Consider the following 15,063-nt stretch of genomic DNA (forward strand, 5'->3'; position numbering starts at 1 on the left):
GATCTATTACAACTTATAAGTAAAAAAAGTTTTTTAAACTTAAAAAAAACCAGGTTAGACACAGTTTTTGCATGTAGTAAGAGATGCAAAATTGAAGAGTTATATACAAGTATTAGTTTTTTGCTAATTTTAACCCGTAAATTCTTTTTTTTGTGGTAAATTTGCCAATGCTATTTTAAAACTGACCAAAAGTTTTCTTTTTCTTGTACATAATAAAATCAGGTACATCAAAGTAACTAACAGATCAAATAAGTAAGTTTATTATCATGTCTGAACAAGCCATTACCCAATCCAGCAATTCTATCAACACAGTTGACAGACGAAACCCGTTTCCGGGATTGCGTTCATTTAAGTATGAAGAAAGCCACCTCTACTTTGGACGCGACAACCAAATAGAAATGGTGCTGAATAAATTAATTAAACACCGTTTTGTTGCCGTTGTCGGAACATCAGGAATCGGTAAATCATCTTTTCTCTATTGTGGATTGTTTCCCACACTTTTTGGCGATTACCAAACCGAATATAGTAACAAATGGGAAGTATGTACTTTTCGCCCCGGAGAGTCTCCTATCAAAAACCTGGCACAGTCCATCACTGACGAAGCAGTAAAAAACAACCCCGAACTAGATGCTGAAATGACATTTAATGTAGAGTATTCTACACTCATGAGTAGCTCTACTGGGTTGGTTGATGCCTTCAAAGGCAAATACGAAAAACATCAAAAAAACTACCTCATATTTGTTGATCAGTTTGAAGAACTTTTCAGATTCAAAGATATTGACTCTAGTACTACAGAAGAAACGTTAGCATTCATAAAATTGTTGCTTACTGCCACAGAACAGAATGATGTACCTATATATGTAGCACTTACAATGCGTTCTGATTTTGTGGGAGATTGCTCTCAATACCCTAACCTGACCAATGCGATTAATAACAGTCAGTTCTTGATTCCGCAAATGACCCGGAATGAGAAAAAGGCTGCAATCGAAGGACCTATCCAGGTAATGGGAGCTGGCATTGACGATCGCTTGGTACAACAAATATTAAATGATGTAGGCGACAATGCCGATCAGTTGCCTATTATGCAACACGCACTCATGCGTACCTGGGATTATTGGGAACAAAGCTCTATTCATGGCGAACCTATCAACACTGGTCATTATGAAGCCATTGGAGGAATGAAAACCGCTTTGGAAGTCCATGCAAACGAGGCTTTCAATGAATTGAATGATGAGCAAAAAAGGACTTGTGAACTTATTTTTAAGGCAATTACCCAAAAAGGAGACGATGGTAGGCGTGTACGTCGCCCAACCCAGTTGAGCGAAATAGCAGCAGTAGCTGAAAAGTCTATCGAAGAGTGTATTGTAGTGATCGATAACTTTCGTCGTGCCGACCGTACCTTATTAATGCCCCCTCAGGAGGTTCCATTAGACGAAAATAGCGTGATAGACATCTCGCACGAGAGTTTGATGCGTATTTGGGGAATGTTGATTTTTTGGGTAGATGAAGAGGCTGAATTTGTAAAAGAGTATTTAGGGTGGGCAATGGCTGCCGAAAATCACCAATCAGGACAGGGTGGTCTTTTGAAAGATGCTGACCTTAAACTGGCTCTTGCCAAAAGAGAAGAGAAAAAGCCCAACCTTGCTTGGGGGATGCGTTACCATCCGGCGTATGAGCGCACCATGTCTTTTCTCGATTTTAGTAAAAAGTCTGATGAAGAGGCGATCGCCAACCGCAAGAAATTGGCAGAAAGGCGTAAGCAGATTTTTAGGGCAATATTTGCGTTTATCTGTGTAATTATGGTAGGGGCGCTGATTGCTTCTTACTTTGCTTATGAAGCCAAACAAGAGGCCAATAAAAACTTAGGAGAAGCTAAAGCCCAAAAAGAAAAGGCGGTGGCAAGTGCCAAAGCAGCAACTGTAGCTCAGAAAAAAGCAGTAAAAAGTGCTGAAACAGCAAAAAAAGCACAAGGAAAAGCATTGGCGGAAGCAGACAGAGCAACTAAAGCCCAAAAGGCCGCTCTGAGAAGTGCAAAACTTGCAAGGGCTGCCAAAATCAGGGCATTGCAAGAGAAAAAAGCAGCTGATGAACAACGACAGAGGGCGGTAGCTGCCAAGGCTTTGGCAGATACAGCTACCAAAAAAGCAGAGCAAAGTGCGATTGTGGCAACCAAAGCCAAAGGAGTAGCTGAGCAAGCCAAACAAGCAGCCGATAACCTAAGTAAAAAGGTGATTGCTCAGAAAATGGGACTGCGTTCTATTCAATTAACTGATCATATAGAACAAGCCTTAGTGGCTCAGCAGGCATACCATATTTTCAAAAAATCAAATGTCAGAGGTGAGACACAAGACCCTAACATTTACGATGGACTATACTACGCTATCAAGAGGTTGTCAGACCCTAATTATAATCAATTTAAAGGACACTTTTCTACCATTCGCTCACTAGAACCTACATTTGGTAATGTAATATATTCTACGGGTAGTGATGGAACTATTCGTAAGTGTGATGTAGGAAACGATTTGTCTACTGGGGTAGATGTTCCTGCATTGGTGACTACCGGGCAAGTAAACCGTTCCTTATCATTGAGCCCTGGTAAAAAAGTAATGGCTTGTGCCGGAAACTCAGCTACTATCAGGCTTTACAATGTAGCCAATGACGGAAACCTTAGCATGGCAAGCAGAATTAATACAGGGCAAAGCGAAATCCGAAGGATTGTAATGGCTGGAAATAATGTATTGTATGCACTAAGTGCCAATGGGGAAATTACTTATTGGGAACAAAAAGGACGTAGATGGAAAAGTGAGCCTGTAGCACAAGATAAAGCTACTTTGATGGCTGCTAATAGTCAGAAAGTGGCTTGGAATAAGGCAAAAAATGTAATTGTTTATAATAACCGTGTGACAACCAAAAGTTATGAACTAACCATCAGCAATCAAGATAGAATCGTTTCTCTTGAGTTTAGCCAGGATGGAGCTTGGTTGGCAGCAGGTACTCAGGCTGGTTTCTTGTATTTGTGGAGTGTAGCCAATGGCAAGCCCGTTTCAATGGGCACAGAGCAATCACTGCCTCGTCACCTTGCCCGAATTAATAATATTGCATTTAATTATAACGATAGTGGTAAAGCGACCCTAATGGCTACTGGTAGTTGGGACAAGTCGGTACGTATTTATGAGCTAAAGAATTTAGGTAAGTCTCCCATTGTTTTAAATGATCACCGGGATTGGGTTTGGTCTATTTGTTTTAGTGGTGATGGCACCAAGTTACTTGCTGGTTGTAAAGACAACCTAATACGAGTATGGCCAACAACAGTAGAAGCCATGAAAGATGTAATAGCGTCTACTGGGAAAGTTAAAAGAAATATGAGTATTAAAGAATGGAATCGTCACGTGTCTAAAAACATTAACTATGCACGTACCTTCTCTAATATGAAAGATGGAGCAGGAGTAAAACCTGAGCATAAGCGGAGAGAAAAAGAGTAAGAACTTGTACTGTTTCTGCTCTGCAAAAGAAAATGACCAGGGTAAGTAAATGATCTTTTCAAAAATATTATTTACTTACCTTTATCTGGATTTACCCAAGATAATAAATAACATAGTTCGGTATAATACTATGCTCGTACTTGATCAAGGGATGAACTGAGAATAAGATTTATTGGAATAGTAAAAAAGAGTAGGTGAAGGTGCTATAAATGATCAAAGTTCGCTTTTTGAATTCTGTGAGCTGTATAAATTTTTAGCAATGAAGAAGGACAACGCTATTCTGCAAATATATCCTTAAACTTGGCCTTGACTGAGTGCTAGTTTTACGGAAAAATTGAAAAAAGACTAACCAGATAATTGACAATGTTAAAACGAATTTATCTCTTACTGTTTGCCTGTTTGTTTGCTATGGCAGGATACGCCCAAAAAGAGAAAGCCTGCAAGGATAAACTGAAAGATGCTACCAGGGCCTACGATGAAGGGCGTGTAAGCGAAGTGGAAATTTTGATAAAAGATTGCTTAAAGGACTTAGATCGCGCAAAACAAAAAGAAGCTTATCGTTTGCTCACGCTTAGTGGTCTCTACCTTGATGATAGGGACATGGCTGAGCATAACATGCGTGAGTTTTTAAGAATAGAAAAAGAATACAAGCCTGTGAGAGGTACTGGCGAGAATGCTGATCAACCAGAGTTTGTAGAGCTTTTTGATAAGTTTCATACCAAACCTATTTACCTTTATGGTTTAAAACTAGGTGTATCATACAGTGTTACACAATCTACTATGACTTTTAGTGTAGATGATAACGCCAAGACTGGTATATTTAAGCCACGAGTAGGTTTCTTGATAGGAGGAATGTTTGATATTCCTGTGACTGATAATCTACACGTGGGAGCAGAAGCCTACTATGCCACTCGCAACTATACACACACAGAGAGTTTACTTGGTTTTACTGATGTAGTTTTTCAAGAAAACCAATCAATGGTAGAGGTTCCTATATATGCACGCTATTTATTTGGCAATACTGATAAGCGCTTCAGACCTTTTGTTACAGCAGGTGTTTTTGCTGATTTAGTTCTATCATCAACAGCTGAAGTTACCAGAACTGATTTAATAGGCGACACTAAGAAAGAGTTTAAACTGCTGGGTGAGGATATGACGCCTCAACGTAAAAAACTGAACTTTGGAGCAATGGTTGGTGCTGGGTTTTTGCTCAAAACTAAAGGTGGTTTTTTTACAGTGGATTTTCGTTATAATTTTGGCCTGACGAACATTGTAAAGACTTCGGAAAGAGGGGCAAACGTTCCACTGATTTATCGTTACGGTTATATAGACGATAATATGGTAATTAGCCCTTTTACATTTTCTCTAGGGTTTTTTATCCCAAAATACAACCCAAGGTTAAAGAAAGAATACAGGAGAGTAGTGCCTCAGAAAAGTGGAAATCGCAAGAGAAAGAGAAGGCGAAAGAAGTAGTGGTACAATGGCATTGCTACTATTTGGTACTTGAAAATAAGCATAAAGTCGTATAGTAATTACCGTTTTTTTGGTATGACTAACAAAGTAAAAATCACAATAAGGATATGGCAGATACACCTAACAAACTAAAAATTCAGCGAAAGGCTTATGTAGGGGCAACATTGAAGAAGGATAATACAATGACTGGTGGCACAATTCAGTCAGATGGTTCAATCACTGTAGCAATTAACCCTGCAAACCTAAGTTATTCTGTAAATGTCAAATATGATGAAGTAGAGATTCCTGGTAGTACTCATCCAGTGGCAAGGTTTAAAAATATTCAACCAGAAAGTGTAAGTTTTGACCTGATCTTCGATGGTACAAATATGATATACCAAAACGATGAAGGGGTACTGGAAGAAATTGAAGCTTTTAAAAAGCTAACTTACGGCTATAGTGGTACACATCACGACATTGGTTACTTAGAAATTTCCTGGGGTTCGTTTATTTTTGAGTGTAGACTAACTTCCTTATCTGTAAAGTATACATTGTTTGATGAAAAAGGAAATCCCATCAGAGCTACTGCATCTTGCCAGTTTCGTAGTCATACTTCACCAGACGAAGAAACTAAAAAACAAAAACAAAGTTCTCCTGATTTGACCCACGTAAAGGTTGTAAAAGCAGGGTATGGGTTAAGGCATATGTGCTATGAAATATATGGTGATACCAAACTAGATGTAGCAGTGGCAAAGTTTAATGGTTTTACCACCCGCTATGTGTCTGAGGGTACGGAAGTGATATTACCACCTCTACAGTCAATCTAATTAAAAATGCAGCAAAAACAAGAAAGTGACGGTCAACTCATTCATTTCCAAATCACATTGGACGAAGCAAATGTCATATTCAAAGCTTTGGGACAAATGCCTTTTGCTGATGTATATGCGTTGATAGGTAAACTAAATGAGCAAGCAAACCGACAACTTAACCATCCAAATTCTCAACAAAATCAAACACGTGACTAACCTGTAAGTTTTATGGCAGAGCCTCAATTCATAACCGACGATATATTAGAAAATAAAGGGTTTAACAGCGAGTTATTATTCGAAGAAGGACTTAAAATTATCCAACAACTTACGGGTGGTTTTTGGACAGATTACAACGCGCACGACCCAGGTATCACTATACTGGAGTACCTTTGTGATGCTATAGTAGAGCTTAACAGCCGTGCTGATGCAGCAATTGAAGATCACCTCTACAATAAGGCAACAGATAAAAAAATATTTTATGAATCAAGCGAAATACTATCTTGTAACTCATTGACAATTAGCGACTACCGAAAGCTGATTTTGGATGAATTACCAGAAGTGAAAAATGTTTGGTTTTTTCCTACCGACCCATTAGAAAATTCACTAAACGGCTTATATAAAGTATATGTAGATATTCATGACGAATTGGAAACAGAGGAGGTACAACAGAGAATAACCATACAAGTTAAAGATATATTTTGCGCAAACCGTAATATATGTGAAGACATAGATGAAGTTGTAATTGTAGATACTTTGCCTATTCATATTCAAGGTGATATTGAGGTACGGCGTATGGATGAGGTGGAGAATATTCTGGCGCATATTTTATTTGATCTGAATGAGTACTTTAACCCTACAGTAAGTTTTTACTCTCTGAAAGAGATGATAGAAAAAGGGTATAGTTTAGATGAAATATATAATGGACCTTTGTTGAAACATGGCTTTATTCGTCAGGAAGAGTTGATCCCAAAGACTGAAAGAATACTTATTTCTGAAGTGATTAAGATCATCATGCAGATAGATGGCGTGTCAAGTGTAAAAGACTTGTACTTGCAAATAGATGGCAAAACGCATGATAACCAAATAGAAGTAGGAAAAACGTTGATTCCAGTGCTTGTTTTTGATACAAATTTAGAACAAGGAGGAAACAGTATTAATTTCTATAAAGGAGATGTAGTTTATAACTCTCTTGACTTAATGCTTACCAAGCGCAAGTACAACGAACTTGAGTCTGCCCATAAAAGAGTTTATCGTCAAAACGAAGAAAAAGTAGAGGTGCCAGAAGGACGCCCGTTAGATATACAAAGCTATAGTTCTTTACAGTATTTATTTCCAGAAGTTTACGGCATTGGAGTACAGGGTGTACCCAATGGAGGTGGTGAGTTAAGGAAAGCCCAGGCAAAACAACTTAAGGGTTTTTTATTATTATTTGAGCAGTTATTATCTAACCACTTGGCTCAATTGGCCCATGTCAAAGACTTATTCTCAACAACCAATGGAATACAGCAAACATATTTCCATCAAAACTTAGATGTTGTTCCTGACGTAGAGCCTTTGTACAGAGAATCAGAAGGTGATTTTATAGACAATGGAGTAGATGGTGAAACCAAGATTCCATTGAATTATAAGCAAGGGTTGCCTAAACTAGTACAGGCTCGCGATAACTTTATCGACCGTCGTAACCGTATTTTAGATTTTTTACTTGCCATTCATGGCGAAGATTATATGAGGTATGCAACCTCTCAAAAAAACTATTATTTCCGCACTAAAGATTATCAAAGTTACCTGATAAAAAATAAGAGTCGTTTCTTTGAACACTTGGTGAAAATGAATCAGCATCGCTCAAAAGCGTATGATTATCGCAAAGAGTTGATTGGAACAGAGAATGTACCAGGTTTAGAAACAAAAATTAACATTCTATTAGGCTTTGGATTTACCCCAGAATCAAAACATCATGAATTGCCTAAAAAGCATCCTTTGCTAAAACCTTTTGACGATCGCAAACTACAATTATTGGATGACACTGCTCCTAACCGATTGAAAAGGCAATGGACAAATGAAACAAATATTGACCAGGTAGGGTTGAATGAAGCCATCATAGAGGAGAATTATGACTACATAGATACGAGTGACATTACTCTAGCAGAGAAAACGGCAGAGTATAGGCAGCAACTATTAGAAAAAGCCGTGTTTATGCGTACTAAAATCATAGATAGCACTTTTTTGGTATATGGACTTAAGCTAAAAAATTATCAGGTCGGTGAACATCCAATAAATAATGAAAAGTATTGTACTGTTTTTGTGAAACCTGATAGTCCTCAACCACTGTTAATTGGTGAGTATGATAATATAGAAGATGCTACCAACAATGTTCAGGTGGTGGTAGATTATCTCAGAAACTTAAACATACAAAGCGAAGGTTTTTACTTGTTTGAGCATATATTATTACGCCCTGATGTTGAAGATAAAAAATTTGGTATATACCTTACAGATGAAAACGGAGATAACTTTCTGCGCTCATTTGAAAGGTATGAGTTTAAAGAGAGGATTACGAAAGTAAAAGAATTAGAGCCTCATTTAAATGTTTATGAACATTATTCAGTAGAAAGACGCGATGACGGTGATTTTGAAATTCATTTTCATACAGCCGATCAAGGCATGCAGTTTGTTAGTCTGAAAACGTATGAATCGGTGCAAGAAATCCACGAAAAAATGGAGCGTGTGTATAAGTTTCTTGCCAATAAAGAAGACATCAGGTCTTATGAAGAGAAAATAGCTTTTTATATTCAAAACTCTGACGATGATGATTTGGTGCCTGAAAGTTTCTTTGCTTATCAAGCTACTTTGCTTTTGCCTAGTTGGACAGCGCGATTTAGTGATTTGGAGTTTAGGTCAATGTTTAGAGACACAGTAAATGAGTGTAAGCCTGCAAATGTCAAAACTCAGTTGATGTGGTTGGATATTGATAAAATGAAAACCTATGAAGCCTTGTATTATAAATGGACAGATGCTAGAAGAAAGGACAACAATAAGGCAGAAAATGATATTTTGAATAATCAAATGACACAATTATTGTTAGAACTTGCCAGTAAAAAACAGGTTTAATACCTGATAGATTAAAAATATTTCAGCAAGGGTGGATTATCCACCCTTGCTTTTTTTATTGATAAATTTATACCAACCATTCTACATTCATTACTTTAGGCATCCAAGGCAGTTTAATCATCCCTATTGACCAAGGCAGTTGTTGTAACAATACGTCTACTCCACTTTCTTCTATTTTCAAAAACCAGTTGCCTTCTTTTATTTCTAGCCTTCCTTCACGAATAAAGAACGAGCCACGAAGTGTATCTGCGGGTGAATCTTTGAGGATACTCCAGTTTTGTACTACGGCTTCTAGCAATTCTTCACAAGTTTCTTTTTCTTCATCAGTAAGAAGGACCTTGCCAGAAATAAAGGGGTCTGTAATTTCCATTCCACATAAGACCTTATTAAGCACTAACTCATGCTCTCCTGCTTCCTCTGTTTTTGTTGCCAAATATTGTAATATGTATACAGCTCTTTCTTTTTCAGTATCACCTTTGAAGCCCACCTTACTTTTCTTTCTCTTTTTTTGTGGGTTTTGGGGTAAAGGTGTTTCTGTTACTGTAGTTTCGGTGAGTTTTAGCATTTCAAATAAACGCAGCAGGTATGGGTGTAAAATTATAAGACCTGCATTATTAACATACATTGGCTGATCAACTACTTGCTTACGTTGTTCGTTGGCAGATTTGAATATTTCTTTTTTTATTCGCTCATAAGTTTCTTTCTCGATTGCTTCAGCTTTACTTTGTTCAACAGCATCATCTGTTTCTTGTTTCTTTTGTTTGGTTGTTTGTACCCATACATCATCTACCCATTGAATAATCTCAGGAGTTTGCTTAGCAAGTAAATCTATTTCAGCTGAAGAAAGTGAAAGAGCAAAGTGTTGAAAGTTGGTAGAATACTTTGTTTTCAAGGCTGTCAGCCAAATGTTAATGTCTGCATTTATAATGTTCTTGGGAAGTTGTTTTTGTATTAAAAAGTAGCGTAGATAATAAATCAGTAAATCTATATCTTCTATTATTGATTCAGCATCAATAATTGGTAAAGAAGAATCAGTACTTTTACTTTGATTTTGGTCAGTACCTTTCTTTTTTTCTTTATCATCAATGGTTTGGTCTGAGTCAGTACTTTCCCTTTTTTCTTTACCATCAATGGTTTGGTTTGAGTCAGTACTTTCCCTTTTTTCTTTACCATCAATGGTTTGATCTGAGTCAATGCTTTCCCTTTTTTCTTTATCATCAATGGTTTGGTCTGAGTCAGTACTTTCCCTTTTTTCTTTATCACCAATGGTTTGATCTGAGTCAGTACTTTCTCTTTTTTCTTCACCATCAATGGTTTGCCCCTGACTTACTTCTTGGGTTGTATCATCAGTACTTTCTTCTTTTCGTTTAGCATCCTGTACTTGTTTACCACTTTTTGTATCATCATCTATTTTGTCTTTACTAGTACTTGGTGTTTTGTCATCCACCGTATAGGGCGGAGTTTCACCTTTAAACCCTCGTCCTCCTATGAAGCTCCAGTTTTCAAACGCTGGGATGTTTTGCAAAAATAAAGCGAGGCGATCTGAAATGTATACAGATGGTTCTACTTCAATGATTTGGGTGACCAATGTATACACAAACTCCTCTGATGTTTGTTCAATAAAACGTTGTAATATGTGAACATTAAGTAGCTGAGATAAACTATAGTATTGGTTGTTAAAAGCTGCTTCAACCAAGTTTGCAATGGTTTCTTCTAAAGAAACAACGGGTTGATCGGTAGTATGTGCCAGGCTTCTTTGTACTTGAGCTACTGCAGGTAATATTCCTTTGGTAAAAAGCTTTTCTATCACTTCTTGAACATCTGTAGTAATGTTTTGTTGTAAAAAAGCTTTTCTTGTTTGATTAACATCTTGGTACAATGAGGCTAGTACTACGTCTTGGTCTGCTTTTATGAACTCAGGGTAATGACTCAGTACTTCTTGAATTTTTGTTTTTTTAAACTGCCAACGTTCATAAGTGTTTAGTGATGTGGTAATGTGATCTGTAATAGTAGCAAAACTATTGATAAGAAAAAGGTTACGTTCAAAACCAGCTTGACGGGTTTCCCACAGAAGATCAATAATTTGTTCCCAAGCAACTTTCTCTTCAATTTTGAATACGCGAGTGATTACTTTTACATATTCGGACATCCAGCTACTTTGACCAGGTAAAACTTGCTCGATAAGCTCAATGATTTTCCCATCATCAAGTGCCTGGCTCATCTCAGTTTTTTTTATGTCTTGTGTGTCATGTTTTTCCGAAGATGTTGAACTTGTCGCCTCATTGTCTGAGGGTGGGAAATCTTCAGATGATGAAAGTGTAGTTGACTCTTGTGATGTAGGCTGAGTTTTACCAGATACTACATCTTGTGTAAGTTCATTGGTTGACAGTGCTGTTGCCCAGTATTGAGCAGAAATATTTTTTACTTCTTTTATTTCTTGCGCCAGTTGCTCTAGAACAGGAATAGGGGGAATAGCCCACATTTTTTGGTCTTGCAAAGTGGGTATACTGCTAGGGATGGCAACTTTTGGAACAAGTTTTTTCCAAATTTGAGGAAAAGTTTTTTTTAAAAACCGTTGTCTAGTAAAAGTTTGCCTTCTTAGCTCCCATAAACTATCCAAAATAGTTTCCCAAACCTGAGTAGAAGTAGCATCTAATAAAATGGTTAGAGTATTGCCGTATTTCCAAAACCACTCTACTTGATTGGTGTCTACTATTTGACCCAAAAGTTCTTTAATTCGTTCAGAGGTATCAGCATTTTGAGTAGCCTCTATAATATCTTTTGAAAAATCTTTCAGAGTGAGTGTCTGATGATCAAAAGTAATTTGTAATTGTTTAGCTGCTTGCTCCCAGTTATGGGTAAGTTGAGGCAATACTTTGGCAGAAAGCAGGTTGATATTGAAAGTTTTGTGTGTGCTCTCCCATAAATAGTCCAAAATATTTTCCCATACTTGTTGTCTTGACAAGTGCTTAAGTATTCCCTGAACATTTTTAGCGTATGCCATTACAATTTCTGCTTCTTCATCCGAAAGAAGTTGTAATAGTAAATGGTGAATTTTTTCGTCAGAAGTATAGACTTCTTTTTGTAGCTTTTCTCTAGATACTGTGGTAGTGAGTTGCTGTAATGAAGATGCTAAGTGGGGGTTAAGTGAGAGTTTGTCTATGCTTAATTGGAAAAAAAAAGCTTCTACTTGTTGAATTGGTTGATTAGCTAAGGTCAATAATTTATCTAAAATTTTTTGTATAATCACTTCCTCCTCGTCTGAACCCCAATTAAGGAAAATCACTTGCCAAACTACAACCCTTACTTGCTCTTGGACTAATGACAAAAACTTTGGAGAACTTATTTTTTCAAAGTCTTGAATAATTCGTTTTAGTCTGGTACTTCTTTCAGGTGATATAGCCTTTATTACTTCCAGTAGTTGGTAGTTAGGAATTTGATCTGCCAGACGGTATAAAACTTGCTGATCATTTTGAGACTTCTCGATGAGCTGTATAAGTAAATCTGGGGTCGATTGAAATACAATTTCAAATATTTTTGTGATCTCTAATTTTTCGCTTGTATATTCTCTGTTTCGTGTTAAATAAGCTTGCCACGCATTTTTAGCCCACCAAGGCAGGGTTCCTGTTTTCAGAAAAATGCCTAGTGCTTTAGATAAGCCTGCATCAGGAGAGCTAATTTCTGCATCATCTACAGCTGAGTAACTTACACCTTTTAATCTAAACAATAAAGCTCCCAACGACTCACGCAATTGTCTTTCATATAATTCAGGCAAGTCTCTTTCAAAGTGTTTGAGTGGAACAGTTTCCAAGTCAATAATCAGTGATTTAACCTGAATGAGCTGATGTGCAGGCACCAATTCATTTAACACCTTTTCAGTAATGGCTAATAATCTGTCTTTGATTAAATGATTGAGGGTATATTGAAACCTAAAAGCTTCTTTTTCTGAATTAAACTGAACATCAAAAAGCATCTCTTGTATAGAATGATGTTGTTTATTTGGGTCACTCATAAGGGTTCAATGGATTATATTTTAATTAGACAGACAAAGGTAAGGCATTTGAAATTAATAGAGACTCTTTGGCTTGACAAAAGTATGAATGGAAGAAGGTAAATTGATTATGATAGGTATAGCTTAGCTACATTTCAATGGTATTAGTTTGTATAAATTTACTATTTTAATGTGTTATACAAATAAAAAAAAAGATGTTGAGTTTTTGGTGTTATTTTTGTTAAAGTGTAGCTCGCAAAGCTGACACGATTTAGAAAGTTTTTGCTAAAAAATATACACCTCACACCTTATAACTGAAGTTAGATTTTATAGTATATTTTCTTGATTTCTGAACTAGTAAAAGTATGAGTTAGCATAAGAATTTAAAAAAAAACTATTTTTGTGAGTACAAATAAATACCATCAGCCTTTAAGTAGTATAGAACAAAAAATAGTGTGAAGAACTGTAGAAAAACTGTCGAAAATTATCGTTTTTTTGCAGAAAATCTATTACCTTCACACCCAGTAAGAACAAAGCTTTAAAAACCTAAACGCAAAATGATTTTATCCACCCTTGATGCTGTTGCACAAGCGATGAGTGAATATTTTAGATCAAGCTATAGTGACAATGCTCCTGAAATAAATATTTCTAATTTGGTGAATTCTGACGGAAAATCAGCCATTGATGAAAACACTGATCAGATTGTAATCACACTTATCAATATTCAAGAAGAACGCAACGTAAATAATGGTCGTACCAGTAATCTTAGTGCTCCTTACTTTATAAACTTATATTTATTGATAACATCCTTTGCTGGTAAAGAATCAAAGTATACGGATTCCCTCCGTTATATATCAAGTGTGTTGAGCTTCTTTCAACATAACCACGTACTTTCCCATCAAAATTCAAAGTTGCCAGATGAAATTAGTCAATTGGTTTTCGATTTCATAAATCATGAAACCCAACAAGTCCAATATATATTCTCTATGTTGGGTGCTAAGTACTCTCCATCATTGATTTTTAAGGCTCGTTTGTTCCCTATAGAAGAAAACAATAACATGGGTAGTTTTCCAAGGATAGGTGGTATTAATTTTTAGATGCTATAGTTTTATATATATACAAGACCTCAATAATTAAGGAGGTATAATCGTAACAACTACTATTAAATAATCCTCACTACTACAAAATATATGCTAGAGGTAGAATTAAGATTTGGAACATTATTTACATTAGCAATAGAGCATAATTATCTTTCAAACAGGCTTGGAGGAAACTTTTCGCTTAAACCTAGTAATCATACCTTACACTTGATGAAAAAACTAGGTTTGCACTATAAAAACAGTGCTCAAGCCATGGTTTTTAGTCATCATGAAATGGATGCGTTTGAATACCTCGTAAGAAGACATGCATCACTCAAGTTTTCTTTTTGGCTATACCAAAACGATCTACACTTTATTAATTATACATCACTATTACCCAAAAACATTAGCAAAGACATTGTTTACTTAAGCAATTCCTACTCAGAAAATCAGGGTTCATTGCTTCACGCACGTGACTTTGTGGCTAATGAAGACTGCCTACCCGTCTTTTATGGGCAAGTGCCATTTCCTATACAAAAAAAAGCAAATAAAGTACAACTCCTTGATGAGTATGGAGGAATCGTGCATACACAAGAACTAGAAGCAGAACAAAATTTTTCTTACCGTGACCGGAACCTTACTGAAGGCATGTATACATTGGTGGCTAATGGTGAACGAAAATCATTTCTGTTTTTTCATGAAAACTTGGTACCTAAACCACTGGCATGGGTCGAGATAAACTGGAGCGAGAAAATGCTGGATAATATCTTAGGGCAAATAAATAAAAATAAGAAAAATGAACCATACAACTTTATGGTTTCATTTGAAGAACGTAAAACTGTTTGGAGATATATTATTATTCCCAAATATGAAAATCCTTCTAACTTAGAGGTCAGAATGATTGAGGGGCAAGACAAAGTGACATTTTCGAAACCCGTAGAAGGTAAATTTTATAATCAACAAGCATATATATTCGAGTCTAATCAACTCTTGAGTATGAAGGAACGACCTAATTGTTCTTTTGAGCTGGTAAGCGGTTCAAAAATTATCAAGAAGTTACTTCCTGCACCATCTCCTGAGTTGATTAAACCATCATCAGATAATCTAAAGTTTTACTCTGAAATAATTGTCTATATCTAAACAAA

The 15,063-nt window shown here is 36.4% G+C and carries 8 protein-coding genes; 7 read left to right on the forward strand and 1 reads right to left on the reverse strand.

Annotated features, from left to right (window positions below):
- Positions 1 to 266 precede the first annotated feature (266 nt).
- The 5 genes from M23134_RS31315 (at position 267) to M23134_RS31335 (ending at position 8,848) form a co-directional block, all read left to right on the forward strand.
- A complete protein-coding gene (locus M23134_RS31315; RefSeq protein WP_002703548.1) occupies positions 267 to 3,482 on the forward strand; it encodes an nSTAND1 domain-containing NTPase in 3,216 nt (1,071 codons plus the stop codon).
- A 363-nt stretch (positions 3,483 to 3,845) separates the two neighbouring features.
- Positions 3,846 to 4,955 carry a porin family protein gene (locus tag M23134_RS31320; protein WP_045114717.1) on the forward strand — a complete coding sequence of 370 codons (1,110 nt, stop codon included), beginning with the start codon at positions 3,846 to 3,848 and terminating at the stop codon, positions 4,953 to 4,955.
- Between the two features lie 107 nt (positions 4,956 to 5,062).
- Positions 5,063 to 5,761, forward strand: a complete 699-nt coding sequence (locus M23134_RS31325) for a CIS tube protein (protein ID WP_002703552.1) — start codon at positions 5,063 to 5,065, stop codon at positions 5,759 to 5,761.
- A gap of 6 nt (positions 5,762 to 5,767) precedes the next feature.
- Positions 5,768 to 5,959, forward strand: a complete 192-nt coding sequence (locus M23134_RS31330) for a hypothetical protein (RefSeq protein WP_002703554.1) — start codon at positions 5,768 to 5,770, stop codon at positions 5,957 to 5,959.
- Between the two features lie 12 nt (positions 5,960 to 5,971).
- On the forward strand, positions 5,972 to 8,848 hold the full coding sequence (locus M23134_RS31335; protein ID WP_002703557.1) for a hypothetical protein: 2,877 nt from the start codon (positions 5,972 to 5,974) through the stop codon (positions 8,846 to 8,848).
- A 67-nt stretch (positions 8,849 to 8,915) separates the two neighbouring features.
- Here M23134_RS31335 and M23134_RS31340 read toward each other — a convergent pair whose 3' ends face one another.
- Positions 8,916 to 12,860 carry a contractile injection system tape measure protein gene (locus M23134_RS31340; RefSeq protein ID WP_157558743.1) on the reverse strand — a complete coding sequence of 1,315 codons (3,945 nt, stop codon included), beginning with the start codon at positions 12,858 to 12,860 and terminating at the stop codon, positions 8,916 to 8,918.
- Between the two features lie 536 nt (positions 12,861 to 13,396).
- On the opposite strand from M23134_RS31340, the gene M23134_RS31345 reads away from it, so the two are divergent.
- Positions 13,397 to 13,936, forward strand: coding sequence for a DUF4255 domain-containing protein (locus M23134_RS31345; RefSeq protein WP_002703562.1), 540 nt, complete (start codon positions 13,397 to 13,399; stop codon positions 13,934 to 13,936).
- Positions 13,937 to 14,029: 93 nt separating this feature from the next.
- Positions 14,030 to 15,058, forward strand: coding sequence for a hypothetical protein (locus M23134_RS31350; RefSeq protein WP_002703564.1), 1,029 nt, complete (start codon positions 14,030 to 14,032; stop codon positions 15,056 to 15,058).
- Positions 15,059 to 15,063: the final 5 nt, after the last annotated feature.

Source organism: Microscilla marina ATCC 23134 (genome assembly GCF_000169175.1).
GTDB lineage: Bacteria > Bacteroidota > Bacteroidia > Cytophagales > Microscillaceae > Microscilla > Microscilla marina.

Bases quoted from the DNA above. Each gene is read 5' to 3' on its own strand.
- M23134_RS31315 (WP_002703548.1), top strand. From the start codon at position 267: ATGTCTGAACAAGCCATTACCCAATCCAGCAATTCTATCAACACAGTT.
- M23134_RS31320 (WP_045114717.1), top strand. From the start codon at position 3,846: ATGTTAAAACGAATTTATCTCTTACTGTTTGCCTGTTTGTTTGCTATG.
- M23134_RS31325 (WP_002703552.1), top strand. From the start codon at position 5,063: ATGGCAGATACACCTAACAAACTAAAAATTCAGCGAAAGGCTTATGTA.
- M23134_RS31330 (WP_002703554.1), top strand. From the start codon at position 5,768: ATGCAGCAAAAACAAGAAAGTGACGGTCAACTCATTCATTTCCAAATC.
- M23134_RS31335 (WP_002703557.1), top strand. From the start codon at position 5,972: ATGGCAGAGCCTCAATTCATAACCGACGATATATTAGAAAATAAAGGG.
- M23134_RS31340 (WP_157558743.1), bottom strand. From the start codon at position 12,860: ATGAGTGACCCAAATAAACAACATCATTCTATACAAGAGATGCTTTTT.
- M23134_RS31345 (WP_002703562.1), top strand. From the start codon at position 13,397: ATGATTTTATCCACCCTTGATGCTGTTGCACAAGCGATGAGTGAATAT.
- M23134_RS31350 (WP_002703564.1), top strand. From the start codon at position 14,030: ATGCTAGAGGTAGAATTAAGATTTGGAACATTATTTACATTAGCAATA.